Raw genomic sequence first — 25,335 nt, 5'->3', positions numbered from 1 at the left:
ATCCATTTACCTAAAGCTTTTAATGAACCCTACCGCTTCCGCGATATCACGGATTGGATTTTGGTCCACTTCTCTTTCAATCGTTAAGTACCCTTGATAATTAATTTCGTTCAAAGCATTGAAGTAAGCCTCGAAGTCAACATTTCCCTTTCCGAGCGGAAGCTCCCTAAAATATTCACCTGAGGCAACCATTTCGGCAATTTTCGCATGGTCTGTACCGCCGCCATATCCAAGGAACCCGTAGACATCACGGGGATCAGCAGGCTTAAGCCTCTTTCCATCCTTCACATGTGTATGGACAATATAATCCTTTAGGAGCCTAACACCAGCTGCCGGGTCATCTCCGGTTACCATAACCATATTCGCTGGATCGAAATTAACTGATACTCCATTTGTGCTCAGGGTATCCAGGAAGTCTTTAAGCCTGACAGAAGGTTCAGGACCTGTCTCAATGGCAAAGTAGGCATTCATGCTTCTTGCGTAAACAGCCAGTTCTTCACATGCTGTCTGCATGGCTTCATATATGGGGCTGTCCTGCTCTTCAGGAATAATGCCAATATGCGTCGTCACAATATTTGTTCCCAATTCTGCAGCGAGATCCAAAATGCGTTTGGATTTTTCGATCTTAATAGGATTTTGCTCAGCATCCTGAAACCCATGCCCTCCAAGGTCGCCGCAAAGTGCCGATATTTCCAGGCCAATGGAATCCAAATAGCTTTTAAGTTTTTTTCGGGAAGCTTGATCTATATTTTCAGGAGCCATTTCTCCTTCAACGGCGTATATTTGTACACCATCCGCCCCCATATCCCTGCAGACTTTAAGTCCTTCGTACAAGGGCAGCCGAAGACTATCCACCATGACACCAATTTTATTTGAAAGTTTCACAGTCTTCATTTTAAGCAAACGTCACCTCACTTTTCTTATCAGCCGCTTCATAAATGCCAGCGAGGATCTTCATCATTTCCACTCCATCTTCAACGGGCGCCAATGGATTTGTACCTGTTATGCTGCTTGAAACAAAGGAATCGATCTGATTCTGAAAGGCATTGGCAAAATCAAATGTTAGATGATCCATTTGCGGATGAATATTTAAAATGGTGTTATTTTCTTCACTTACAATGGTCAATTCTGGCTCAAGTTCTGCCCCGCCTTTTGTGCCATATAATTTGACTCAATTTCATCTTGCTTCGCATGAAGTGTATAGGATACATCCACAAATAAAGAGGCACCATTCTCAAACGTTATAAGGGCATTTGCTAAATCTTCTACTGTATTACAGTTTTTTTGATAATCTGCCGCTTTATAAAAGCGCAAATTCTCGACATTCCCTCTGTTCCCCAGCTTGCTGTACACATTTCCGGAAATCGACTTCACTTTAGGGCGGCCCATAAGATACCAGCACACATCGATGACATGAACACCCAGGTCAATTAAAGGGCCTCCCCCTGAGCGATCCTTGTCAGCAAACCAGCCCCCGGGATTTCCGAGACGGCGCAGGCATGATGCTTTCGCATAGTAAATGTCGCCTAAAGTTCCGTTATCTACAAAAGCTTTCAGCACTTTTGTATTTGTTGCAAACCTTCGGACGAATCCTACCTGCAGGGTTTTCCCGCTATTCCTTACAGCCGCTTCCACTTTTAACGCTTCTTCCACATTCATGGCCAAAGGCTTTTCTACCAGTACATGTTTTCCAGCGTGTAGTGCCCCAACAGATATTTCCGCATGGCTATTATTCCAAGTGCAAATGCTTACTGCATCGATTTTCGTGTCACTATACACTTCTTCTATATTCCTATATACATGGGTGATTCCATACTCCAGCGCTTTCGCTTCCGCTCTTTCCGCAGAATAATCAAAAACTCCGTACAGGACAGCATCAGAATTGCTGGCAAAGGACTTGAAGTGCATATCAGATATGGATCCGGCTCCTATAATACAGACTCTTAAAGGCTCCACTTTCTTCACCCTTTCAAAACCGGCTTAGTATCATTCACTGCCTGCACTTCGTTCCATAATCTTCTTACATTATCCATGCCAATTTTCGAACCGGTCCTGCAATCTTCCATGCCTTCAAATTCCACTGTTAGATAGCCGTCATAGCCGGAGTCTTTTATCAATCTGATAATCTCGCGTATATTTAGATCTCCGTGGCCCACGATGGCTCCGCGCAAATAGTTTTCATTTACCGTTCTGAACCATACTCCATCACCCGGATTCTCATAATATGGGCGAATATAGAAATCTTTTAAATGGACAGTTGCCGCGTATTTCAGATTCTTTTTCACCCCAACGAGCGGATCCTCATCAATGCAAAGGAAGTTGCCGACATCGAGAGTTGTTTTGAAGTTAGGACGGTCCACCTCATGAATGACCCGCTGTACCCGGTCGCTCGATTGGACATTGAATCCGTGGTTTTCAATGGTTGTCGTAATGCCGTATTGTGCTGCGTAATCTGCGATTTGACGGCTTCCTTCTACTAGCTTATCAAAATGCTCTTCGAAGTAGTGAATCGTCATTTCTTCCGGCTTCAGCTGAAATGCTGTTACATCATGGCGCATAATCTTAATGCCCATGAGATTAACGATATCGACATGCTCCTTCAGCCTCTCCACTTCTTGTTCGAATGCTTCCTGTGTCGGCTGAACAAAATTGGCCGGCAGGGAATAGGCAGAAAGTTCAATACCTGCTGATTCTGCTCTCTTCTTAATTTGATGTGCCAGCTCCGCATTATCCACAACCGAAAAACCATAAGGGACTATTTCCATATGTTCCCCGCCATTTTCGGCAATCCAGTCGATCACATCCAGAACCGTCATATTGCCATCTCTTAATTCTCTTACCAAACTGTACGTGCTAAGTCCAACCTTCATGAAAATCCTCTCCTATTTCTTATATTTTTATAGTGAATTTGCAGGAATGCTGATATTCCGCCAAGTGGCCGATATTTTAAACATGTGACCGAAAAAATTAAATTCTGAACTATATCTCCGAAAAGTGACCGATAAATTCCTGCAGTGCGTAAAATCCTTAAGATAAATCTCCTTGAATCAGCACGTTTGGCTAATCCATTAAATGACATGCAACAAAATGATCATCAGCCAGTCCTTTTTTCACCTCTGGTTCCACTGTTCTGCAAATATCCATACAGGCAGGACACCTCGTGTGAAAGCGGCAACCGGAAGGAGGGTTAACCGGACTCGGCAAGTCTCCCTGCAGGACAATCCGCTCCCTTCTCAGCCGCGGATCCGGGACTGGCACAGAAGATAACAGTGCTTTTGTATAAGGATGCTGCGGATTTGAGAAGATGACATCCTTCGGGCCTGATTCAACTATGGTGCCAAGATACATGACCCCGATGCTGTCGCTGATATGTTCGACTACACTTAGATCATGAGAAATAAATAGATACGTAAGATTAAATTCAGTCTGCAAATCCTTTAATAAGTTCAGGATTTGAGATTGAATGGAAACATCAAGAGCGGATACGGGTTCATCAGCTATAATGAGCTTAGGCTTCATAATCAGCGCTCTGGCTATGCCAATCCGCTGGCGCTGGCCGCCGCTGAATTCATGAGCATACCGGTCTGCATGATGTTCTGTCAGTCCAACGACTTCGAGCATTTCTGACACCAGGTGATTCCGTTCGGCTTTTGATAGTTTCGTATGGATCACAAGAGGCTCGGCAATAATCTCTCTTACTTTCATTCTTGGATTAAGAGATGCATAAGGGTCCTGAAAGATCATCTGCACCTTTTTTCTTACCATTTTCAGCTGTGATTCTTTCTTTTGTGAAATTTCTTCGCCATCAATCCAGATTTCACCGTGGCTGGGAGTCAGCAGCCTTGAGATCAGCCGTCCTGTTGTAGACTTGCCGCAGCCGCTTTCTCCAACCAGACTGTATGTAGTTCCTTCCTCGATCCTGAACGACACATCATGAACTGCCTTTAATGATCTCTTTTTGGCAAACATGCCGCCCGGAAGCGTGAATGACTTCTTCAGCCCGTTTATTTTCAGCAGTGTCTCAGGCATATACATTCTTCCTCCCTTCTTCAATCATCCAGCAGCTGCACATTCTCCCATTTCCCAAATCAGTGGCATTCGGCTCTTCCTCTAAACAAATGGCCATGGCCTCAGTGCATCTTGGCGCAAATTTGCAGCCCTTTGGCATATTGCTGGGGTCAGGCACATTCCCTTTAATGGATGTCAGTTTATCCTTCCTCTGCCCGATTTTTGGAACAGATCCTATCAGTCCTTTCGTATAAGGATGCTTAGGGCTTTCAAATAAATCGAATACATTTGCTTCCTCTACTACCCGGCCTGCATACATGACTGCTACCCGGTCACACATTTCCGCCACTACACCCAGATCATGGGTAATTAATAGAACGGACATGCCTTCCTCTCGCTGCAGCTGTTTCATCAACTCCAATATTTGCGCCTGAATGGTTACATCCAGTGCAGTCGTCGGCTCATCTGCTATTAGAAGCTGAGGATTGCAGGACATGGCCATGGCAATCATAATCCTTTGCCGCATCCCCCGGACAGCTGATGGGGAAATTCATAAACGATTTCTTCTGCCCGGGGAATCCCAACTTTCTTTAAACTAAAAATCACATGCTCCTTCGCCTGTTTTTCGTTTAAAGCAAGATGCAGCCGGATTGGCTCAAGCAGCTGTTCTCCTATTTTCATTACGGGATTTAATGAAGTCATCGGCTCCTGAAAGATCATGGCCATTTGTTTTCCGCGGATCTTTCTCATTTCCCGCTCTGATTTATGTGTAAGATCCTCGCCTTTAAAGGAAATTCTCCCGCCCGATATTTCTCCGCTTGTGCCTTTAAATAATTTCATGATTGACAGGGAGGTTAAACTTTTGCCGCAGCCGGATTCCCCTACGAGCCCGAGTACCTCTCCTTTATTGATATGAAAACTGACACCCCGCAAAATTTTCAGCTTTTCCTTATCCTTTGTAAATTGCGTCTCCAGCTCGTTTACCTGCAATAGCTTCTCCATTATTCAATCTCCCTTACTCATTCTTCGTTTTAGGGTCCAGGACATCCCGGAGCCCATCTCCGACAAGATTGAAAGCAAGCACTGTCAAAAAGATCGCTAATCCCGGCATCATGACAACATGGGAAGCTGTTCCTAAATAATCACGGCCAAGGCTGAGCATAGCACCCCAATCCGGTGTTTCAGGACTGGCACCGAGACCCAGGAAACTCAAACTGGAGGCCGCTAAGATTGCCGTGCCAATTCTCATCGTAATAAATACAATTAAACTTCCAAGAGTTTCAGGGAAAATGTGCTTGAACATAATTCTTCGGTGCGAGGCTCCCATTGATTTCGCTGCTTCCACAAAGACGGTCTCTTTCCCCTCCAATGTCGAGCCCCTTACCAGTCTTGCAAAAGATGGAATACTGAAAACGGATACTGCAATTACCACATTCGTTAATCCCGGCCCTAAAATGGCCACAATGGCGATTGCCAGCAGCAGATCCGGAAACGCAAACATGACATCACTGCCCCGCATTATAAGACGATCCAGCCAGCCGCCAAAATAACCGCTCATTAGTCCAAGGATGATTCCTCCAGCCGCTCCCAAAAAAACAGCCAGAAAACTGACACCAAGCGAAATTCTCGCACCGACGAGCAGCCGGCTGAAAATATCGCGTCCGTATTCATCCGTGCCTGCCCAATGTTCATTGCTCGGACCCTGCAGCGTCGTATTATAATCGGGCTCATAAGGATCATAGGGTGCAATATAAGGCCCAATGATGGCAATGATGATTAGCAGCAGGATAAAAATGCTTGCCCCAAATGCCATTTTTTGCTTTTTCCAATTCTTAAAGAATTCTTTAACAGGTGAGTATTTTTTCTTTGGAATCACTGGGGTATAGGCATTTACTTCTTTTATGATTTCCATGATTCCCCTCCTCTAGGAAACGTAGCGTATTTTCGGATTCAGCATACTGTACATGATGTCTACTATTAAATTAACGAGAATAAATTCAATGGAAAAAAGCAATAGCTCGGCCTGGATGACTGGATAGTCCCTGAAGGCAATGGAATCAATCAGCAATCGTCCCATTCCCGGAAAACTAAAGACGGTTTCTACTACAACTGATCCTCCAAGCAGGAAGCCAAACTGCAGCCCTGCAATAGTGACTACAGGAATTAAAGAGTTTCTCAGTGCATGCTTTGGAATGACTACTGATTCCTTTAACCCTTTCGCTCTTCCCGTCCGGATAAAATCGGCTCTTAATGTTTCAAGCAATGATGACCGGGTAAACCTGGCAAGCATGGACATGATGCCTGCGCCTAAAGTGAGGGAAGGCAATATATAGCTTTTCCAGCTCTCGGCCCCACCTGTTGGAAACCAGCCCAGCTGGACAGAAAAAATCTGAATAAGAATCAACCCAAGCCAGAATCCCGGCATGGAAATTCCAGAAACAGCAGTGACCATCCCAAGATAATCCGGCCACTTATTTTTGAATACCGCAGACAGTGTGCCTATTAACAAACCAAGCACCAATGCCCAGCCCATACTCATGAACGTTAAATAGATGGAGGGCATGAAGCGGTCTGCAAACATCTCTGAAACCGGAAGACCTGTCTTTAAGGAAGTCCCCAAATCTCCTTGAAACAAATTGCTCATGTATGTAATGTATTGATCCCAAATAGGTTTATCGAGCCCCAGTTCCGCCCTGATGATATTGACCTCATCAAGAGTTGCATCCTTTCCGGCAACTAATCTGGCAGGATCTCCAGGAATTAAATGAGTGAAGAAAAAGATTAATATTGAAACAATAAATAGGATTGGGATCATTTCCAGGATTCTCTTCAGGATATATTGAAGCAAAATGAAAACCCCTTTCTTAGAAAGGAAGAGGCATTGGGTGGTGCAGAACCTTTGCCTCTTCGGATTACCTTGCTTTTACTTAAGATTCGCGTCTGTCACATTAATTCCGCCTGTTGGAGAAATGAAGACGCCCTCGACATTGGACCTTGAACCAGCCAGAATCTCATCTACCCCAAGGAAGATCCAAGGTGCATCTTTGTAGATAGCTGATTGAATATTGCTGTAGATTTCTGCCTGCTTGTCAGGATCTGCTGTTTGATTTACCTCTGTAATCCACTTATCTACATCATCATTTTTGTAGTATGCAGTATTCGCTCCATCCGGCGGGAATGAGCTGCTGCTGAACAATGGCTTCGTTGCATTGGTGGTATCGGATGGATACGCAGACCAGCTGACATACCACATTTGCACCTTTGCCTCTTCCGGTGTCTGAGCTCCATAAATCTCATCTGACAGCGTGCCTTCTTCCATTGATTTAATTTCAACCGTAATGCCAATTTCTTTTAACTGCTGCTGGATAAACTGCATTCCCTTCAATGTATCTGAATTGGTGTTACCCCAAATTTCAGCATTGAAGCCATCTTCAAATCCAGCCTCTTTCATTAATTCTTTTGCTTTCTCAATGTTGTGATCATAGGTTTCCTGTTTGGAGTAAAACTGGGTTTTGCTAGGTATAATCGAGTCCAGCGGCAAGCCGTAGCCGGAATTTACGACACTTATGAATGCCTCTTTATTCACTGCATAGTTAATGGCCTGGCGAATGCGGACGTCATCATAAGGCTCTTTCATCGTATTGATGGATACATATCGGGCAATCGTGGAAGGAATCTTATGAATTTCAACGTCTGTATTGCTCTCCAATTCCTTCAAGTTTTGAACTGGCGCCGGATAGATCACATGTGCTTCGCCTGTTTTAAGCATAGCTACACGGGAGCCGTTTTCCGGAACAGGTTTGTAAGTAATCTTTTTCACACGATCAGCCTTATCCCAATAATCATCGAATCTTTCAACTGTTAGATGATCCCCCTGAACCCATTCCACAAACTTGAATGGACCGGTGCCAACTGGTGTTTTGCCGATATCACCGGAAGAATCATTGATCAGCTTCGGGCTTAAGATTTTAGCGGAAACAAATCTTGTCAGCATACCTGCATATGGTTCCTTTAATGTGACTTTAATTTGATAATCATCAATCACATCGATGCTGGTAATAAGATTGAAACCGCGGCTATTTAACCTGAGGCTCTCATCCTTCATAATCCTTTCAAAGCTGGTTTTAACCGCCTCTGCATTGAACGGCTCTCCATCATGGAAGGTAACACCCTGCCGGAGTTTGAATGAATATTCCAGTGCATTGTCACTGACACTGTATTCCTCAGCCAGCTGCGGAATAATTTGCCCTTCTTCATCCGACCCCAGCAATCCCTCAAACATGGCCGTCTGGACAGAATTTGAATTCGTATCGCCCGTATTATGCGGGTCCATGGATATAAAGTTTTCATTTACCGCAATCACTAATTCTTCTTCATTCGAGCTTGAAGAGCTTCCAGAGCTTTCTTTCTCATCCGTTCCGCTTTCTTTGCTGGAGCAGCCAGCCATTAGTACCAAAGAAACAAAAACAACAAATAGCATTTTCCACACGTTTACCCTTCTCAAATTGCTTTCCCCCTCGAACAATTTTGTCTTTTTTGCTTTTCTTGGAAGTTCAATTTAGATAATTAATTTCACCAAGTTAATAAATATGCAAAAAAAATTATGTATTTTAGCGTATTTTAGTTTGTTTTACATATTATTTTCTCCACTGATGAAAATAATTAAATTTATTATAGATTGATATTCTCGTGATTTCAATATTAAATTCTGAAAATTTTATATTTTTTTATTTTTCACGGTGTACTTCTTATCTCTTCCCTTTATTTTTAGTTTCGTACAAGGCAGAGAAATACCGAACTTATAAGCCGGAAATTTAAAATTCAATAGACAAAGTCCCAGATTCATTTTTTTGAATACAGTTATATAAATTCTTTACTGGAGGTTTGATAATGGAACAAAGCTATAACCGTCCCCCGCAGCATCTCGCATGGCACGAAACATTGGAAATCCATGAATTAGTCGCTTTTCAATCTATTGGACTTATGAAACTAAAAAAAGCATACCGGGAAATAACTGACCCGGATTTAAAGGAAATATACAGACAGTCCATTCATGCCCTAAGTAAAAATATCAGCGAGCTTCTTCAGTTTTATCCCATGGCTCCAGGATCGGATCGATTTGATGAGGAAAGAGTGGATAAACTGCCATTTTACTCTGGGGATTTATTAGGCCTGGCCAAAACTTCTGTCAGGAATTATGCAATTGCCATTACCGAAACAGCGACGGATTCAGTAAGAATTGTATTAACTAAACATCTTATGGTAGCAATTGATTTACACGCAAAAATTTACCAGTATATGTATAAAAGAGGCTTTTATCCTTCTTACAATTTAAACAAATTACTTAAAAACGATGTAAACCTTGCAAATAAAGCTCTTTCTGAGCCTATTTAACGCATTAAATCAGCTTCCGCTTTGACTTATGGATATCTGATTCTTTTTGACAATGTCGGGGTCACCTGATGAATGAGCATATCGGAACAATTTCCCAGATTCCAGGCTTAACTTCAGATTTTTGGCCCCGTTAAATGAACTTGCCAATAAGACCAATTCATTTCAATCTTGTTGCCTGGCTAATCGTCCCTTTTCCTCAAATCCATTGAAAACATCAAATTTGATAACCACCGAAATTCTTCTTATAAAATTAATAGACCAGGCATATCAGCACCTGGTCAAATTCTTGCTTATTAAGCTGTTTTCAGCTTTCTTTTAATCCTGGCAGCAAAGACTTCAAGGATAATCGCTACGGCCAGGATAAAATAAGTAATTGCCCCTATTTCCCTCATATCCAGGTAAAAGCTGCTTGCCATGAACATGTCAAATCCGATTCCGCCGGCCCCTGCTGCTGCTCCCATGGCAACGGCTACTGCAAAGTTAATCTCAAAGCGGAGAAATGTCCAGGAAATCATATAAGTGATGGAAGATGGGATAACCGCTTGAAAGACAATTTGCCACCAATTGGCTCCGCTCGCCTGCAGCGCTTCAATCACTCCCCTATCCAATTCTTCAAAGGACTCCGAATAAGCTTTGATTAGATAACCGATCGAATGGAAGGTCATTCCAATAACTGCAGCTGTACTTCCAAGTCCGGCTGCAACCGCGAAGATCAGCACCCACAGGACGGTCGGCACAGCTCTTATAAAGGCTACCATGCTTTTAATGACTATTGAAACCCTTTTCGAGGACAGATTCTCAGCAGCCAGCAATCCGAACAGGACTGCAATTATGGCTCCAAACAAGGTTGTCAGGAAAGCCAGCCCGAGTGTGACCATAACTTGGTAAAGGGCATGTCCAAAGGAGAAATGCTTCAAGTGCGGTTCAAGGAAGATGGTTTTTAAATTGGCGAATGTGCCAAGAAGCGCATCCATAAAGTCCAGTTCCTTATAATCAAAGCTGTAAAATGCATAGACTGTCACCGCAGCCAGAATAAAGAGGGTTAATCTTGTCACAATGGCCGCTTTGTTCAAAGGCTTAGCCGGCATTCTTTTGCCAAGCAGATGATCGGCTGGTGCTGTTACATTACTCAGCTGTTCCTTTACCTCCATTACAATATCACCTTCCTTACATAATTGGATGCATATTCGATCAATAGGATAGCAGCAATGATGACAACAACGACCAGACTTGCTGTGTCATAAGCCAAACTCTTATAGTATAAGTTGAATGTAAAGCCGATTCCAGATCCTGTCAGCAGTCCAATTAATGTGGCACTTCGGATATTCGTTTCGATCATGAACAAAACCCAGCTGATTAATTGCGGTATGCTTGATGGGATCACTGATTGGAAGATGATAGAAAAGTAGCCCGCACCTGTCGCTTTTAACGCCTCTACTGATCCCCCGCTCACTTCATCAATCGTTTCCGTAAAAGCCCTTGTTAAAAATCCAAATGACCCGAAGAATAAAGCAAAATAGCCAGTTAAAGAACTTTGGCCGAATGAAAACAGCAAAATCAGCGCCCATGCGGCAACATCGATGTTTCGAAAGACAGTGGCAATTCCTCTTGTAATCGCTCCAAAAAAGGGATTTACTCTTGTTGTATTCGAACCGAAAATGGAAAATAATAGGGCAAATACAGCAGCTGCTGTCGTAGCCGCAATCGAAACCAGGAGTGTTTCCTGCAGCTTTTCCAGAATAACTGGCAGCTTTTCTAAGGATTCTGTGGTTGGATAAAAGTTCGCCATTCCCCATTGAATGGCTTTCGGGATTGAAGCAAAGCCCTTTAAAGCATTGTACTCCGTAATAATCATGGCAAGGATGGTCACGGCTCCAAGGAGTAATAGGAAGGCAAGTGTGTTTCGCTTTTTCTTAGCAAAGATATCAGCCTGCATGTATGCCTCCAATGTCAAAGATTAAATCTTCTGCTTCCGATCCATATATTCTCTGAATGTCTTCTGAAGTCAAGCCTTTAGCCGATCCATTATACACTACTTGCCCTTTGTTAATGCCGATGATTCTGTCTGAATATTTGATTGCTACATCTACCTGATGAAGATTGACAACAACGGTAATGCCCATTGTTGTTGAAACCTTCTTCAAATGATCCATGATCACTTTTGCCGAATTAGGATCCAGGGACGCAATGGGTTCGTCGCACAAAAGCATCCGCGGATTTTGGATAAGCGCACGGGCAATGCCAACTCGCTGTTTTTGCCCGCCGCTTAATTGGTCTGCACGCTTATATATCATTTCGTTCAGTCCAAGCACATTCAAAATCTGGGCGGCCTGCTGCTTTTCCTCTTTGCTGTAATATCCAAGAACTCCAGCCAGTGTTGATTTGGTTCCCAATTTTCCATGCAGCGTGTTTTCGATTACCGATAATCGATTCACTAAGTTATAGTGCTGAAAGATCATGCCAATTTTGGTGCGGACCTGCTTTAATTCTTTTTCTTCAAGTCCATTACCTGGAGATCCTGGAACCTTATTTCTCCGCCTGTCGCATCAATCATGCGGTTGATGCAGCGGAGGAGAGTTGATTTCCCTGCTCCTGATGGGCCGATAATGGAAACGAACTCCCCTTCCTGGACTGAGAAGCTTACATCAGTTAATGCTTTCGAATCTTTGCCAAATTGCTTTGTAAGGTGATTAACTTCCAATAATGCTGTCATGAGTTAACCCCTCCTATCCAATTGTTTTATCCTGCTTTAACGGGCAGAAGATTTCATCACTCTGTTCTAACTGCAAATAAATCTTGACTGTAAGCAAATTAATAATTTTATCCGAAAATAAATCAGAAATATACCTAAAAAATTCTCTATTCTATGCAAATAAATTAATCTATCCCCAAAGACAATTAAGTAAAAGTCATCAGCGGGGAATGGAAGCCCCCACTGATGAATGCTTAACTTTATTTTGCAAGCTCGCGGATCGGATTGAACCACTCATCCTCTACTTCAACCAGACGCTCATTTCCAGATTTCTTGCTGAATAATCCGGAAAATTCGGAGTCCTCCGGAACAAAGATTTTTTCGTTATTTGCCACTTCATCTGATGTCATGATTTCAAGCAGCTGTTTTTGGTCTTCTTCGCTCAATGTACCGGAATTAATTACAAATGGTGCATTTAAAACAGGAGTTACTGAGATTAAGGAGAATTCTTTTCCGGCAACCGTGTTCAATGGTTCAGCAGCATCATCTTTCACTTTATAAACTGCGCCTGGCTTGTTAGCATCACCTTCTGCAAGCTCCACATAATTGTTCACACATGTATCACAGAATGCCGCTACATCCGCTTTGCCGGTTAATAGATTGACAGCAGAACCCTGGTGGGAGCCGCCAAATAATACTTCATTGAAGAACTTGTCCTCTCCGCCCTCAAGTAAATCCTCAGCTGTCAAACTCTTAAACTCTTCTTTTTCGCTGAAATAATCAGTAATGCCTGTAGATGGAACCTTGAATCCTGATGTGGAACTGTTTGAAACAAAGGAGAATTTCTTTCCTTGAATATTGTCTATGGCAAATTCCCCGCCGTTTTTGTATTCATCTGCATTTTCCTGCTGAACAGCCAGCCAGCTGTAATACACAGCGTCCTCCAAAGTGCCGGACTCGCCGCTTGGAACAACCAGCGGAAGAACCTTTTCATTCTTTTTATGGGCTTCTATGTATCCTTGTGCACCAAGAAACGCCATATCTGCATTGCCGTTCGCAATCGCTTCAATTGCCACAATATAGTCAGTCGTTGTTTGATGCTCCACTTTCTTTCCTGTTTTCTCTTCTATTAATTTCCCAATTTCGTCACGTGCCTCACCTAAATCAGCGCCTGATTCGTTTGGAAGCCAAGCGATCGTCAGTGTATCATCCTTCTCTGAGTTTGCAGTGAACGAACAGCCTGCAAATACAACTGTCATAGCCATAGAAAGCAGAAATAGCGCCATTTTCTTCATAATTTTTTCCCCCTCTTATTTGGAAAAATTTTTATAATACCATTGACCTAACTATAGCGAAAGAATATTAATCTACTGATAAGGCATTATGAGAAATCGTTAAGCACTGGTAAAGAATTAATGAGATAATGTAAATACACCATTCTGCATGTTGTATTCCCTGTCACATAAGTTGTTCATAAATTCAAGATCATGAAAGATTCCCAGCATCGTCGTGCCTTCTTGCATTAGTTGCTCTATTAAGACTTTCACCTTCATTTTAGATTCATAGTCCAGGCTTGCGGTCGGTTCATCCAGAAGAAGCAGTCTTGGCTTCTTGACCATCGCCCGCGCAATGTTGAGTCTGAGTTTTTCCCCGCCAGAAAAGGTGGCAGGATAGCTGTCCCATAGCTCTGGGTCCAGCTCGAAATGCGAAAGGATCTGCTCTGTCTCTTTCTCAGCATGAACCTGGTCCCGTCCCATTTCAATAAGGGCCTGCATTACAAGCTGCCTGGCAGTGGTTCTTGGCATAACATTCAGAAATTGAGATACATAGCCTATTTCATGCTTGCGCAAATAAATCATTTGTCTATTTGTTGCCTCTGCAATATTGAGAGGACCGAACTTTTTGGAATTGTACCAAATGCTTCCATGTTGAAGTCTGTATGTTCCAAAAATACATTTCAGGATTGTTGATTTTCCGCTTCCGCTTTTTCCAGTAATTCCAACAAAGTCTCCTTCCCCTAATCTGATATCAATGCCGCTCACTGCATGGATATTTTTCCCCAGATTATGAAGGGTAAATGATTTGGACAGTTCCCTGATTTCCAATAGATTTTCCACCAATCCACCTGCTTTCTCTCAAAGTAGTATTAAATTCTGTAATTCGTTTTTTGGATCAGCTTCCCATCAACGAATACGCCCGTGATTACCGGAAAATCGTCTGCCAATTTTTCAATGATCAAAAGGTCTGCTTTTTTCCTTCCTCGATCGAACCGATTTCCTCATCCATATTCACGGCTTTTGCAGGATTAATGGTGACAAGCCTGATCATGTCTGCCAGATCCATCCCATACTTCCTTACCAGTTCAAAAATGGCATGGAGCATGGCAGCCGGATAGTAATCACTGCACAAGATATCAATTGAATCATTTTGAATCGCGTCGGCAGCACCCAGATTTCCACTGTGGGAGCCTCCGAGCAGCACATTTGGGGCTCCGGCCACTGTATACATGCCAAGCCCCTTCGCCTTGTACGCCACCTCCTGGGTAATCGGGAATTCACTGATGGTCGTGCCAAAGCTTTTGACCAGCTCCAGCTTTTCGAAACTGTCATCATCATGTGAAGCAACTGCTATATTATGTGCCCGTGCGTGCTCTGCAATCTCCTTCATATCTTCGACAGAAAGCTTTTCCTTCGTTTGGTGATTTCGGATTAAAACGTCTATAGCGGCATCGCTCATGCTGTTATAGCTTTTAACCGTGTTCCGGTAAATTTCCAGATGGCGATATTGCCCTTGTCCGGGTGTATGGTCCATAAACGAAATCAAGTGCACCTTATCTTCGCTTATATAGCTTTTGAGGTTTTCGATTTCATCCACATTATCAATTTCCATTCGTGCATGGAAGCGATGTCGGACAAGATGCTTTGTACTGTGTGTCTCATCGATCAGGTCGATGAGCTTTCTGACATTTTCCGGTTCCCGGATCGGCTTGTATGCATATTCTGTTTCTTTAAATAGGGAAAGGGAGTGGAACATCGTTGTGATTCCATGGGATATGAGCTCCTTCTCTGCTTCCCTTAGACTTAAATGAAAGTTCATTAATGAGGTTGGCCTCGGTGCCGCCATATGCTCAATATAGTCGGAGTGGATATCGATAAATCCAGGTGTGACATAGCCGCCCGCTGCATCTATCACTTCCATGGAATCTTCAAATTTCATTTCTCCCTTTGGAGCAATTCTGCTGATCCTATCATTCTCAATCAGAAGATCATAGCCTTGCAGAATAGTATCCTCTGTAATAAGTTTTCCGTTCGTAATGACGTACAATGTGCTTCCCCCTAATTTGAAATGAAATATATTCCGATTAAGCCTTAAAGAAGCGAATGAACCAAGCTTTGAGTAAATGGAGCTTGAGGATCTTCGAGTATTTGATCTGTCAGCCCCTGTTCAATGACCTTTCCCTCCAGCATGACCAATGTTCTGTCCGCAAGCATCCGGATAACGCCCAAATCATGCGAAACAAGCACTATACTAATATTCATCTCCCTCTGCAGGCTTTTAATTAAATCCAGAACACTTGCCTGTACAGATAGATCCAGTCCGGTCGTAACCTCATCCAAAAGCAGAATCGGAGGCTGATTAGAAAGTGCCTTGGCAATTTGCACACGCTGCTGCATTCCTCCGGAAAAATTCTTTGGAGCTTCTTTCCGGCGATGGACGGGAATATTCACCTTGCTGAGCAGTTCTGATCCCCTGTCTTCCATCATTCCTACATTTCTGCTGCCGGCTGCAATCAATTTTTCGGCAATATTTCCAATCGAAGAAAAGTCGATTCTTAATCCCAATAGAGGGTTTTGATAGACTTTCCCCATTAAGTGGTTGCGGATATACCGTTGTTGCTGGGAAGACTCCTCAAAAAGATTCTTAAGCCCATCCTGGTAGGTAGAAATATACGCTTCCCCTGAAGTTGTTTCCTGGTCAAAGTACAGGCATTGCATTAAGGTGGACTTGCCGCTTCCGCTTTCCCCTACAATTCCAAGCACCTCTCCAGGGTAGACATCAAATGACACATCCCTGCATGCATAGACCGTTCCGCACACACTGCAGTAATTTTTGATCTGGGTCAAAGGCTCAGGGTTTCTGCAATGATCGCAGCCGGGACCGAATTGCTTGTTTAAGTTTTTTATAGATAAGACCGGAACCTCAAATTCAGTCATTTAATTCACTCCTGTCTTTTCGACTTCGTTTAATATTTCATAGCAATAGCTTGTATCATTGCATTGGTAATATGTCTCTCCTGTTGTCTCATCGATCAGTTCGTCAAGGAACACTCCCCGAGAGCCGCACAATCTGCAGCATTTCCCATCAAAACTTTCCCCTTCAAACGGATAATCTTCAAAATCAAGGGAAACGATTCTCGTAAATGGCGGAACTGCATATATCTTCTTTTCGCGACCTGCTCCCAATAAAATGAGTACTTCGTTTTTATCCATTTTCGGATTATCAAAGCGGGGGATCGGGCTTGGTGCCATTACATAGCGGCCGTGAACCATGACCGGATGATCTGCACCTGTTGTCATGCTTCCGTATTTCATGATCTGTTCAAAGAGCATGAGCCAGGCACCGCTGTATTCTTTTTCTGCATGCAGCTTTTTCGTCACATGCTCACTCGGTTCAAAATAACGGAGCGGTTCAGGAAGCGGTACCTGCAGCACAAGGATTTGTTCCTTTTTCAGCGGTACCTCAGGAATTCTGTGCCGTGATTGAATAATGGTCGCCTGAGAAGTATGTTCCGTTATCTGAACACCTGTTGTATCTGATACAAGCTTTTTAATACTGACCGCATTGACAGATTCATCTGAACCCTGATCAATTACCTTTAAAATATCCTCTCTCCCGATCAATGAGAGTGTCAGCTGCAGGCCGCCTGTCCCCCAGCCTCTCCCAATCGGCATTTCCCTTGATGCAAATGGAACCTGATAACCCGGGATAGCAATCGCTTTTAAGGTAGCTCTTCTAATTTCCCGCTTCGAACCTTCGTCAAAGAAAGCAAAGTTATAGGCGTTATTCATATGCTTGCACCTCTTCCCGTTCGTCTGCTTTTGTTTTTGTCTTTCTCACACTGTCAAGCTTCGACTGGAACGTTACATAATGCGGCATTTTCAAGTGCGATATAAAGCCGGTTGACTCGACAGAATCAATATGAAAAAGGACAAATTCCTCATTATGGCTTGGGAAGCTATTATCAGGATGCTCCAGACAATTATCCAGAATGCCCATTGCGATCGCTTTTGTCTCATTCTGTCCGAAACATAATCCGTATCCGATTTCAAACTCCAATTCCTTTTTGCCTTTTTCCTTTTCAGCCATGAACGGCATCAGCATTTCCGCTTCTGTTGTTTTGATATCACCAATGTAATAGTCATCTTCATCACTGCCCTCGTCATTCGGATGGCCCACGTATATTGGCAGGCTTCCAACTCTTAGCTCCCCAACAGTCGGATGCAGAGCGCCATAGCCTCTGATAACCGCATAAGCCAGTGAAGTAACAGCTCCTGTCTCTCCTCTTGTCAGAATTTGCAGGCGCTGGCTGCGGCTTGAGGGAAAGTCAAGGCTTTCCCTCGTCACATCATCCGGCTCAGCATCATTGTTTTCAAGTGGAGGAATTAAGCCTTCTTTCCTCAAATAATCCAGCACCTTCGGTAATATAAGATCGGGCTCCTGCTGCAATTCACCAAATGGGTTATTTTCTGAAGCATAAGATGACAGCCATTCTTTTACCGTCTTTTCCGTTTCCTTCATCAGATTGAAATCGAGGAGCCGGTGGGTATAATCCGTTGTCGCCCCTAAAATCTGGCCGCCGGGAATATCTTTGAAGCTTGCTGAAATCCGGCGTTCAACCTTCATTTCCCCGGTTTCAATGGTTTTCGAGCAGTACTTTCTCGGCAGCGTCGAGCGGTATGCGCGAAGCAGGAATACTGCTTCTTCCGGATTTCCTTCAGCCTGCTTGATCGCTAATGCTGCAAGCTTTTCATTATATAAGCTGCTTTCTGACATCACTTGATCGATTAACCCTCTCATCCCTGCTTCAATCTGTCCGGTTTCCAGCACTTGTTCCTTATGAATCCTTTCATATTTCAAGCGTTTTATCGATTCTTCAATGGCTTGTGTCCCGCCTTTTACCGCTACATAACCCATTCTTTCTCCACCTCCCTGCTTTCAGTTATTTGAGTCGTTCTTGGCAGTGATAAAAGCTGATGATATCGGTCCACGAATATCAGGTCGACCCCTGTTGGATACTCTTTATTTTTTTCACTACGTCTTTCAATCCAATTTCCTGTTAGATCTATACTGATTCCGGTGCTTGTTTGAATGCCAGGTCCTTTCAAAAGCAGGTCATTACCAACCGTGATCGCTCCTGTTTCTGCTATAATCACTGCGGATTTGTGCGGGTTTATGAACGTCCCCGGATTCGCTATTTCAATGGCATGTTCCAGAGACCCAGCCCCGGTATCCTTCAGGAGAAATAAATAATCTGCCTGACCCGCTTGTACCGCTTTTGCGAATGTTAATTGATTGATTTCTTTTTCAACTGCTTCAGCCTTACTGCCATACACCTTAAACGTAACCTCAGGATCAAGCAGCGTGAGTGCCAGCAGTAAAATTGAGCTCGAGCAGCCAGCAGCATTCTCTCCGTCCAGTATTGCTGCCTCCTTGCCCAGGTCTGATATCAGTCCTGGCCTTGAAGTGGAATCGACTAATTTTCTATATACAGATTGCAGGTCATGAACAACATCCAATTTCAAAGCCTGTTCCTCCTTCTATTAAACATCCATCGTCTCAAAGCTGACTTTTGTTCTTAAAATGGCTTCATTCTTTGCTTTTCTTTTCTGTTCTATATAATACTTTTCAATTTCGAATATCCCGGTCCATGGTTTGGTTTCGGGAAGATCCCCGAGAAATGCCGCGTCAATCACGGCAAGATGATAAGCCAGATCTGGGTGATCGCCTTTCACAATTCCTATGCCGATCTTTCCTTCCACCTTTGCCTTGCATTCTGTCACCAGCACTTCCCCTAAATAAAACAGGCTTTTCCTGGAAGTCTCCCGTACCTTTAACATCACAAGCCCATTTTCCGGTTCCTGTATAACAGAAACTGAATATTTTTGCTCAATTTCTTTCGCTAAAGATTTTGCCAATTCATGTGAACCTTCAATCAAAATTTCTGTTCGCTGTTTTCTTTTCACCTTTTGGCCTCCATCTGTTTTTGTTCTGCATCTTAAATCTATCTTGTTGCCAAGCTGGCGGATGTTAAAGAAGTGTAAATTATGTAAGAGTTTTATTAACCTGATCTATCTCCAAAGCCAAATTAAATTAAGTAAGTAAAGCAATCGCTCCTATATTTGATTCTTGAGGCTTCCAGTACTGTTCCCGTCTCCTTGTCCTTACAGAGGGACTCCAGAAGCAGAAGCGGAATCAAGCTCGAGCATTGCAGGATTTTTCGTTCAGATTCATTCGGGAAAACCACACTCAGCTGACTTTGGCCCGAAGTGAATTCTTTATAGCCATGCGTTTTGTAATAATGAAAAATAGAGGTAATTCCTGGTCCATCCCTATCAATTTGCGGAAAAACTGATTTGGCTGCATAAGATGTATGCAAGGCAATCGGGCAGCCGTCCACGATTCTTAATCTGGAAATTTTATAGACTTCATCCTGCTTATTGACCTTTAACGAATGATAGATATCAGATTCATAGGGGATCTTTTCAAAGCAAACATTCTCCGACCTGAAGTCATACCCATGCTCATTCATCTTTTCACTAAAGCTGATATCTCCTGTCAAAATCAGCGGAATCTGCTGTTTCCTATTTTGGACATAGCTGCCCCTTCCCTGCTTTGAAAAAATGAACCCCAGATCCTGCAATTGTTCATATGCTTTCCGTACAACCATCCTTGGTATCCCATATTGATCTGCAAGCTCATTCTCAGAAGGAAGTTTTTCATTTGGTTTATACACCCCTTCCTTTATTTGGGTAATCAGCTCGTCTACCAGCAGCATTTTTTCACTCATACAATCAGCCCCTTTCGGAATCCGGAAACAATTTAAGTCTAAAGAAAGAGTTTATATGGAGAGTTACATGAATGTAATGTTTTTATAAAAAATGAAAATGACCCAATCCTTTTAGTGACTGGGTCTTGTAAGGCTATGTTTCAGCTCCCAAATTTCCTGATGAAAGCTTCCGTATCGTTTAATTCATCAAAATGGGCTTCCAGCTTTTCTCGTGGCCAATCCCACCAGGCAATCTCAAGCAGCTTTCCAGCTGTTTCTTCAGTGAACCTTCTTTTCAACGGCTTAGCGGGCACGCCGGCTGCAATCGTATAGGGGTCAACATCCTTTGTAACGACTGCCCCGGACCCGATGACCGATCCCGTGCCGATTTCAACGCCCTTCATGATGATGGCACCGTGCCCAATCCATACATCATGGCCAATTTTGACCCGATTGGTTCGGCGCCAATCAAAAAATTCATGATCATCCTGATTGCCAAAACCATAATCGACTTTCCGATAGGTCATATGGTGCTGGGTCACCCGGTCCATCGGATGCTGAACGGGATTAATGCATGCATGAGAAGCAATGGAACAGAACTTGCCGATTTCAGCATAGTTGACTGTCACATCATCCATTGTATAAGTGTAGTCGCCAAATTTTGATTCGATAATTTTATTTCTTTCTCCGATTGATGTCCATTCTCCCGCATAGCTGTCAATGATGAAGCTGGAATGATGTACAGCAGGTGAAACAGAGAGTTTTTCATCCTTTTTTGGTTTATAAATCATTGACATGTGCATATCCCACCCCTTTTTAAATGTGCTGCCTATAATCGCTGGCTTTTCAGTCTCTGCCGTCTTGCAGCTAATTCATGCACTCTCTCCACACCCGGAGACATGCAGCCCAGCACAACCGGTTTCTCACCATAAGCACCATGAAAGTCGGAGCCTCCAGTCATGGTTAATCCATATTGTATGGCCAGTTTCCTTGCCATTTCTTCATGCTGTTTATTATGAAGGGGGTGCCAGACTTCTATCCCCTGCAGGCCGGCTTCAACCAGCTCAGGCACTTTTTCAAAATTTCCATATTGGCCAGGGTGGGCAAGTACCGGCACACCGCCTGCTTCAAGAATTGCCTCAACAGCAAGCCTCGCATCCACATATTCCATCGGGATAAAAGCCACTCCTTTCGATTCTCCATTTTGACCGCGGCCAAATAATTTTTTGTATTGGGAACCATATATAGAATCTGCATATCCAGTTTCAATAAGAGCTTCCATGATGTGCTGCTTATAAACTCCCGTTCCACCCGCAGAAAGCTCCAGACAGCGGTCCCATGTAATGCTGTAGCCTGCTGATATCAGCCTTTGAACCATTTCGAACGAAAGCTTATGCCTCCGCTCAATGATCGGCTGGCACAGCGTTTCAATTGACTTATGCCCAGGTTCGATAAAATAGCCCAGAATGTGGACCCGGCGTGCCCTGTCAAAATCAAAAGCAGAAATTTCAATACCAGGGATCACCTCCACTCCATACCTCTTACCTCGCTCAATTGCTTCCCTCAGCCCTTTTGTGGTGTCATGGTTCGTAATGGCCAAATGTGAAACCTCATTGGCAATGGCCAGATTCAAAACCTCATCAATTGATAGCGGGCAATCAGAAATATTCGTATGGCAATGCAGCTCTGCTTTCATCTCCATTCCTCCCATTTGCAGCCTTTTTTACTAGAATAACTTGGTGCCAAGCCAGATAGGTTAACGGGATGTAAATTTCTGTTAAGAGTTTGTAATTCCTATTATGATTTTCAGTTTAGTGGTTTCTGCCTTAGTAAAAGCCCCGCATTAAAGCAACTGACCGATATATTGGAAAAGTGACCGATATATTCAATTTCTGACCGATAATCTACCGAAAGTGGCCGATATTCCCATTTGGAAGACAGCTTTTTTCATAAAAATCTTCACGAAAAAGGGCCAACTCCAAAAAAGTCGGCCCATTTCTGCTTTATGATTTCGTTTTGCTGCTGTCTTCCTGGTTCTCTGACAGCAATTCTTTTGTTGAGCTTTTAAATTCCCTCAATGTCGAGCCGAATGCTCGGCCAATTTCCGGCAGCTTCGATGGACCGAAAATGATAAGTGCGATAACTAATACTAATATTAGTCCAGGTATACCTATATTTTGCAGCATGTTCATCCCTCCTGCTGAGTATTGTTACTAACCGTCTTAATTAAACGGTTTCTGCGGCAGCCAATGTTTTCGTCTTCCCTAAAGCTTTTAAAGGCCTCTTACATACATTCCCATAAGCATCCAGTGCATGCACCTCAATTTGATAGGCTGTATTGGCCTCTAATCCTTCAATTGTTAACGTCAAGGGGTTTGGCACAGGATCTTTATAGAATTCCGAGAAAGCAAGAAATTCCTTCACAACTTTCTCTGAATTTGCATGTCTTGCCACTACCTTGTAGTCATGAACCAGCAGGTCATCCTTGGCCTGGGTAAACATAATGGCCATGCCAGTGGCTGATGTCATTTCATGATTAATGGAAAGCATCGCATCTTTTGTAAAAAAAGGTGCCTGCTTATCTCTGTCTTCTGTGTATGAAAATTTCCGCTTATTTGCCGGATAGTTTATTTCAAATGGCTCACCTGTCCAATCATTATGATGAATATCGCGTCGCCTGATCAGCACCTTATTATTATGTACCTCTACAATTAATGCCTGATTCAGGACATCTGCACCCTCAGGCACTTCCCCTTGAATTCTGCCGGCATCCAGCCACAAATAAGCGCCAGTTGAGGTTCCAATTGAAGTAAAATCCTTCTGGTGAATGATTCTCGGGTCATCAAGAGGATAGTGCGTATGACCGGAAAATGAGATGACTTGCGGATATTCCTTTAAAGTGTTGTAAAAAAGGTCTCTATTTTGAGTAAAGCCCCATTCGCTGCCATAGACTGTCCCTTTAATCGGCTGATGGTGAAAGACAAAAATTGGCTTTTTCCAATCATCTTCATGAGCAATCTTCAGCTGCTCACCCAGCCAATTAATTTGTTCAACGGAGAATGTGCCCTCTGTTAATCCATCTTCTGTTCCCAGAATAATAAAATGGTAGCCTTTGATTACCTTGTGATAGCAGATAGATTCCATGCCTGTTTTTGTTAGGAATCGCTTCTGTGCATCTGCTGCTGATAAGCCATTCCAATAGTCATGATTCCCTATGGCAAACATGGAGACGGCACCCGGCTGTTTGTGGGCATTATAAGCTGACATAAACTTATCGAATTCGGCTTCATATCCATAATCTGTTAAATCTCCCACAACCAAAAAAGCATCCTGCTCCGGAACAGCCTTATTTAGCTGTTCTAAAGTTGTTATAAACTTTTCAAGTGTTTTATTGCTGCTGTTATGGATATGAATGTCACTAATAACCGGGAAAACTAAATCCGGTTTGCCAGCAGAATTCATAATCGAAGCAGAAGAGGCAGCACTTGCTGTAATTAAATTAAGAGAGTTAGCAAGAGATAATCCAATTGTTGCACTGGCAGCTAAGGTAGTCTTCTGCAAAAAAGCACGGCGATCCATTTCTTTTTTAAATATATTTCCATCTCTTTGTCCAGTCCGATTATCATTCATGATTAATAAACTCCTTCTCCAATTTTTCCATACTCCTCTTAACACCGTCCCTTATTAACTTCGTTGGCCTGTTTTAGCCTATTCTTTCTCCAGCGGCAGCGGATCAATGCTCTGGTCGTTGGCTGTTAAATCAATACCGAAGTCTTTGGCAAAAACCATATGGGTATCTGCTAAAACACCTTCATGATTTTCATCTAAATTAAACACTCTCGCTCCCCGAAGTCTGTTTCTGTCGGGCCCTGAAAGACCGTAAGTGCCAAAGCCGGTATTCCCGGCATATCCGAGCAGAATTCCATAGTAGTTGCCGCAATATGTATTAATATGATCATGGCCGCAGAATACGCCTTTCACATCCCCTCTATCCAGCATGGCTGTAAACAAGCCGCTGTTGATTGGGCCGGGGCACTCATCTTCATTCCGCTCTCCATTGATTTGATGCCTGGCCACAGCCAAATCATGCCCGGCCTGTGTTCTGCCGTCCACACTGCCCCACCACATAAAACGGTGCTCCCATAGAGGAATATGAATGAATACAAGAGAAGGCACTTTATAGCCATAACGCTTTTCTATTGCTTTGGATCTTTCATAATACCAATTAACCTGATTAAATCGCAGCCAATCCCATGTTGGATAGCCCTTGAAATCCTGGCCGGCGATCGTTTGAGGGGCATATCTGCCGCTGTCTAAAAGCCAGAGATTAAATGCTGCCTTATTCCCTCTGGATTTTTTGATTAATAGATTCATATTTCCTGTTCCTGTAAGGCCTTTTTGTCCAGGTGTGTTCATATTATGCTTGTATTTCATATAGAACTTGAGCATACCGCTCTCATCCATGCCGCTCTTTGGAGATGAGTCCTCATCATGATTTCCAAACGTAGCCGCCCAGCGGATTCCCCTTTTTCCATTGGCTGGACGACATTATTCATGGCTTGCTTCATTTCTAATTCTGTATCACACCCGCCTGTTATATTGTCACCATTTAAAACGACAAAATCAGGCTTCTCTGAATCAAGCACCTTTTCCATCAGCTGTATGGTCCGTCTGTCGATCCTTTCATCATCCTGAGTATCATTAAATTGGACAACTTTAAATTTCCCATTCGAATTGAAGGAAAGCCTTGGCCCTTCCAGCTTTTCACTTATCTCTTCCGCTTGAACCCTGCTTTCGAATAAGTCTCCAGGCAAGCCTGCAGCTGCCATAGTTAAAGCCAGTGTCCCTGCTCCTCCCGCTTTAATAAATGCCCTTCTGTCCATTCCTTTGCTTTCATTTTCTTTCATCATCCTTACCTCCATGAATTGATAAAAAATTCCCCTACGGTTAAAATCCTAGAGTAAATCTATTAAAGAAGTATTAATATCAATAGATTGTTTAGTAAAGAAAACAAAGGCAAAAAGATAAACAAAAATATGATTTTCAATTTTCATCTGAGATTAATAGGAAGGAAGAATGAAATTCGGGACTTTCCTCTCTTTGTATTCTTTTGTTTTCATTTCTGTTTTTAAACTTTTATATAAATTAATATTTTTGACCTCAATTTTTAAAACTTCAGCCCTATAATGATCCA

At 43.0% G+C, this 25,335-nt stretch carries 24 protein-coding genes and 4 pseudogenes; 1 reads left to right on the top strand and 27 read right to left on the bottom strand.

The genetic code is table 11. The features are described 5' to 3' along the window. Positions 1–6 precede the first annotated feature (6 nt). The 8 genes and pseudogenes from M5V91_RS04545 to M5V91_RS04510 form a co-directional block, all read right to left on the bottom strand. Positions 7–894, bottom strand: a complete 888-nt coding sequence (locus M5V91_RS04545; protein WP_258752528.1) for a sugar phosphate isomerase/epimerase family protein — start codon at positions 892–894, stop codon at positions 7–9. Position 895: 1 nt separating this feature from the next. Next, positions 896–1,956, bottom strand: a pseudogene (locus M5V91_RS04540) (Gfo/Idh/MocA family protein). A gap of 5 nt (positions 1,957–1,961) precedes the next feature. Beyond that, a complete protein-coding gene (locus tag M5V91_RS04535) occupies positions 1,962–2,870 on the bottom strand; it encodes a sugar phosphate isomerase/epimerase family protein (RefSeq protein WP_284521756.1) in 909 nt (302 codons plus the stop codon). 190 nt (positions 2,871–3,060) lie between these two features. Beyond that, on the bottom strand, positions 3,061–4,029 hold the full coding sequence (locus M5V91_RS04530; RefSeq protein WP_284521755.1) for an ABC transporter ATP-binding protein: 969 nt from the start codon (positions 4,027–4,029) through the stop codon (positions 3,061–3,063). Beyond that, positions 4,022–5,010 (bottom strand): annotated as a pseudogene (locus M5V91_RS04525) (ABC transporter ATP-binding protein). The gene M5V91_RS04530 and the pseudogene M5V91_RS04525 overlap by 8 nt, the downstream one beginning before the upstream one ends. 13 nt (positions 5,011–5,023) lie before the next feature. Continuing rightward, positions 5,024–5,920 (bottom strand): ABC transporter permease, encoded by an 897-nt coding sequence (locus M5V91_RS04520; protein WP_019382316.1) that lies wholly within the window; start codon positions 5,918–5,920, stop codon positions 5,024–5,026. A 12-nt stretch (positions 5,921–5,932) separates the two neighbouring features. Further along, complete coding sequence (gsiC, locus tag M5V91_RS04515) at positions 5,933–6,856, bottom strand: glutathione ABC transporter permease GsiC (RefSeq protein ID WP_284521754.1); 924 nt, start codon at positions 6,854–6,856, stop codon at positions 5,933–5,935. Between the two features lie 75 nt (positions 6,857–6,931). Beyond that, a complete protein-coding gene (locus tag M5V91_RS04510; protein WP_284521753.1) occupies positions 6,932–8,512 on the bottom strand; it encodes a glutathione ABC transporter substrate-binding protein in 1,581 nt (526 codons plus the stop codon). A 386-nt stretch (positions 8,513–8,898) separates the two neighbouring features. Between M5V91_RS04510 and M5V91_RS04505 the strand changes: the two genes are divergently transcribed. Further along, positions 8,899–9,402, top strand: a complete 504-nt coding sequence (locus tag M5V91_RS04505; protein WP_284521752.1) for a spore coat protein — start codon at positions 8,899–8,901, stop codon at positions 9,400–9,402. Between the two features lie 293 nt (positions 9,403–9,695). On the opposite strand, the gene M5V91_RS04500 is transcribed toward M5V91_RS04505, so the two are convergent. The 19 genes and pseudogenes from M5V91_RS04500 to M5V91_RS04415 form a co-directional block, all read right to left on the bottom strand. Then, complete coding sequence (locus tag M5V91_RS04500) at positions 9,696–10,553, bottom strand: PhnE/PtxC family ABC transporter permease (RefSeq protein ID WP_009333793.1); 858 nt, start codon at positions 10,551–10,553, stop codon at positions 9,696–9,698. After that, positions 10,553–11,338 carry a PhnE/PtxC family ABC transporter permease gene (locus M5V91_RS04495; protein ID WP_284521751.1) on the bottom strand — a complete coding sequence of 262 codons (786 nt, stop codon included), beginning with the start codon at positions 11,336–11,338 and terminating at the stop codon, positions 10,553–10,555. Before M5V91_RS04495 ends, M5V91_RS04500 begins: the two co-directional genes overlap by 1 nt. A 307-nt stretch (positions 11,339–11,645) precedes the next feature. After that, a pseudogene (locus M5V91_RS30890) lies at positions 11,646–11,861 on the bottom strand (ATP-binding cassette domain-containing protein); the annotation flags it as partial. A 23-nt stretch (positions 11,862–11,884) separates the two neighbouring features. Then, positions 11,885–12,115: an ATP-binding cassette domain-containing protein gene (locus tag M5V91_RS30885; protein WP_439649958.1), complete on the bottom strand. Its 231-nt coding sequence runs from the start codon at positions 12,113–12,115 to the stop codon at positions 11,885–11,887. A gap of 239 nt (positions 12,116–12,354) precedes the next feature. Next, a complete protein-coding gene (gene phnD, locus M5V91_RS04485) occupies positions 12,355–13,389 on the bottom strand; it encodes a phosphate/phosphite/phosphonate ABC transporter substrate-binding protein (protein WP_019382321.1) in 1,035 nt (344 codons plus the stop codon). A gap of 117 nt (positions 13,390–13,506) precedes the next feature. After that, positions 13,507–14,211, bottom strand: coding sequence for a phosphonate C-P lyase system protein PhnL (locus M5V91_RS04480; protein WP_019382322.1), 705 nt, complete (start codon positions 14,209–14,211; stop codon positions 13,507–13,509). Positions 14,212–14,240: 29 nt separating this feature from the next. Then, positions 14,241–15,418, bottom strand: a pseudogene (gene phnM, locus M5V91_RS04475) (phosphonate metabolism protein PhnM). 44 nt (positions 15,419–15,462) lie between these two features. Next, complete coding sequence (locus tag M5V91_RS04470; RefSeq protein ID WP_284521750.1) at positions 15,463–16,308, bottom strand: ATP-binding cassette domain-containing protein; 846 nt, start codon at positions 16,306–16,308, stop codon at positions 15,463–15,465. Further along, positions 16,309–17,163, bottom strand: coding sequence for an alpha-D-ribose 1-methylphosphonate 5-phosphate C-P-lyase PhnJ (locus M5V91_RS04465; protein WP_284521749.1), 855 nt, complete (start codon positions 17,161–17,163; stop codon positions 16,309–16,311). Continuing rightward, positions 17,156–18,289, bottom strand: coding sequence for a carbon-phosphorus lyase complex subunit PhnI (locus M5V91_RS04460; RefSeq protein ID WP_251156099.1), 1,134 nt, complete (start codon positions 18,287–18,289; stop codon positions 17,156–17,158). Before M5V91_RS04460 ends, M5V91_RS04465 begins: the two co-directional genes overlap by 8 nt. Then, on the bottom strand, positions 18,277–18,897 hold the full coding sequence (phnH, locus tag M5V91_RS04455) for a phosphonate C-P lyase system protein PhnH (RefSeq protein ID WP_284521748.1): 621 nt from the start codon (positions 18,895–18,897) through the stop codon (positions 18,277–18,279). The genes M5V91_RS04460 and phnH overlap by 13 nt, the downstream gene beginning before the upstream one ends. Before the next feature lie 18 nt (positions 18,898–18,915). Then, complete coding sequence (gene phnG, locus M5V91_RS04450) at positions 18,916–19,338, bottom strand: phosphonate C-P lyase system protein PhnG (RefSeq protein ID WP_009333782.1); 423 nt, start codon at positions 19,336–19,338, stop codon at positions 18,916–18,918. A 122-nt stretch (positions 19,339–19,460) separates the two neighbouring features. Then, positions 19,461–20,162 (bottom strand): GntR family transcriptional regulator, encoded by a 702-nt coding sequence (locus M5V91_RS04445; RefSeq protein WP_284521747.1) that lies wholly within the window; start codon positions 20,160–20,162, stop codon positions 19,461–19,463. A 140-nt stretch (positions 20,163–20,302) separates the two neighbouring features. Then, entirely contained in the window at positions 20,303–20,938 is a 636-nt protein-coding gene (locus M5V91_RS04440) for a DapH/DapD/GlmU-related protein (protein WP_217025567.1), read from the bottom strand. Between the two features lie 32 nt (positions 20,939–20,970). Further along, the gene (locus tag M5V91_RS04435; protein ID WP_258752533.1) at positions 20,971–21,837 is read right to left on the bottom strand and encodes a PHP domain-containing protein; all 867 of its coding nucleotides are present in this window, start codon (positions 21,835–21,837) and stop codon (positions 20,971–20,973) included. A gap of 307 nt (positions 21,838–22,144) precedes the next feature. Further along, on the bottom strand, positions 22,145–22,327 hold the full coding sequence (locus M5V91_RS04430) for a twin-arginine translocase TatA/TatE family subunit (RefSeq protein ID WP_009333778.1): 183 nt from the start codon (positions 22,325–22,327) through the stop codon (positions 22,145–22,147). A gap of 40 nt (positions 22,328–22,367) precedes the next feature. Next, on the bottom strand, positions 22,368–23,771 hold the full coding sequence (locus tag M5V91_RS04425; protein ID WP_019382331.1) for a metallophosphoesterase: 1,404 nt from the start codon (positions 23,769–23,771) through the stop codon (positions 22,368–22,370). A gap of 78 nt (positions 23,772–23,849) precedes the next feature. Further along, on the bottom strand, positions 23,850–24,590 hold the full coding sequence (locus M5V91_RS04420) for a metallophosphoesterase family protein (protein ID WP_369425935.1): 741 nt from the start codon (positions 24,588–24,590) through the stop codon (positions 23,850–23,852). Then, the gene (locus M5V91_RS04415) at positions 24,572–25,051 is read right to left on the bottom strand and encodes a metallophosphoesterase (protein WP_284521746.1); all 480 of its coding nucleotides are present in this window, start codon (positions 25,049–25,051) and stop codon (positions 24,572–24,574) included. Before M5V91_RS04415 ends, M5V91_RS04420 begins: the two co-directional genes overlap by 19 nt. Positions 25,052–25,335 lie beyond the last annotated feature (284 nt).

It is taken from the genome of Cytobacillus pseudoceanisediminis (genome assembly GCF_023516215.1).
GTDB lineage: Bacteria > Bacillota > Bacilli > Bacillales > Cytobacillaceae > Cytobacillus > Cytobacillus pseudoceanisediminis.
Note: the sequence above shows the minus strand (reverse complement) of the source record. Positions and strands in the feature narration are given on the sequence as shown.

What these genes read in the sequence shown, in the direction of transcription:
- M5V91_RS04495 (WP_284521751.1), bottom strand. Translation starts at nt 11,338, where the DNA reads ATGCAGGCTGATATCTTTGCTAAGAAAAAGCGAAACACACTTGCCTTC.
- M5V91_RS04505 (WP_284521752.1), top strand. Translation starts at nt 8,899, where the DNA reads ATGGAACAAAGCTATAACCGTCCCCCGCAGCATCTCGCATGGCACGAA.
- M5V91_RS04460 (WP_251156099.1), bottom strand. Translation starts at nt 18,289, where the DNA reads ATGGGTTATGTAGCGGTAAAAGGCGGGACACAAGCCATTGAAGAATCG.
- M5V91_RS30885 (WP_439649958.1), bottom strand. Translation starts at nt 12,115, where the DNA reads ATGACAGCATTATTGGAAGTTAATCACCTTACAAAGCAATTTGGCAAA.
- M5V91_RS04435 (WP_258752533.1), bottom strand. Translation starts at nt 21,837, where the DNA reads ATGAAAGCAGAGCTGCATTGCCATACGAATATTTCTGATTGCCCGCTA.
- M5V91_RS04520 (WP_019382316.1), bottom strand. Translation starts at nt 5,920, where the DNA reads ATGGAAATCATAAAAGAAGTAAATGCCTATACCCCAGTGATTCCAAAG.
- M5V91_RS04430 (WP_009333778.1), bottom strand. Translation starts at nt 22,327, where the DNA reads ATGCTGCAAAATATAGGTATACCTGGACTAATATTAGTATTAGTTATC.
- phnD (WP_019382321.1), bottom strand. Translation starts at nt 13,389, where the DNA reads ATGAAGAAAATGGCGCTATTTCTGCTTTCTATGGCTATGACAGTTGTA.
- M5V91_RS04535 (WP_284521756.1), bottom strand. Translation starts at nt 2,870, where the DNA reads ATGAAGGTTGGACTTAGCACGTACAGTTTGGTAAGAGAATTAAGAGAT.
- M5V91_RS04415 (WP_284521746.1), bottom strand. Translation starts at nt 25,051, where the DNA reads ATGATGAAAGAAAATGAAAGCAAAGGAATGGACAGAAGGGCATTTATT.
- M5V91_RS04425 (WP_019382331.1), bottom strand. Translation starts at nt 23,771, where the DNA reads ATGAATGATAATCGGACTGGACAAAGAGATGGAAATATATTTAAAAAA.
- M5V91_RS04420 (WP_369425935.1), bottom strand. Translation starts at nt 24,590, where the DNA reads ATGCTCAAGTTCTATATGAAATACAAGCATAATATGAACACACCTGGA.
- M5V91_RS04500 (WP_009333793.1), bottom strand. Translation starts at nt 10,553, where the DNA reads ATGGAGGTAAAGGAACAGCTGAGTAATGTAACAGCACCAGCCGATCAT.
- M5V91_RS04545 (WP_258752528.1), bottom strand. Translation starts at nt 894, where the DNA reads ATGAAGACTGTGAAACTTTCAAATAAAATTGGTGTCATGGTGGATAGT.
- M5V91_RS04470 (WP_284521750.1), bottom strand. Translation starts at nt 16,308, where the DNA reads ATGACTGAATTTGAGGTTCCGGTCTTATCTATAAAAAACTTAAACAAG.
- M5V91_RS04440 (WP_217025567.1), bottom strand. Translation starts at nt 20,938, where the DNA reads ATGTCAATGATTTATAAACCAAAAAAGGATGAAAAACTCTCTGTTTCA.
- M5V91_RS04530 (WP_284521755.1), bottom strand. Translation starts at nt 4,029, where the DNA reads ATGCCTGAGACACTGCTGAAAATAAACGGGCTGAAGAAGTCATTCACG.
- M5V91_RS04465 (WP_284521749.1), bottom strand. Translation starts at nt 17,163, where the DNA reads ATGAATAACGCCTATAACTTTGCTTTCTTTGACGAAGGTTCGAAGCGG.
- M5V91_RS04445 (WP_284521747.1), bottom strand. Translation starts at nt 20,162, where the DNA reads ATGAGTGAAAAAATGCTGCTGGTAGACGAGCTGATTACCCAAATAAAG.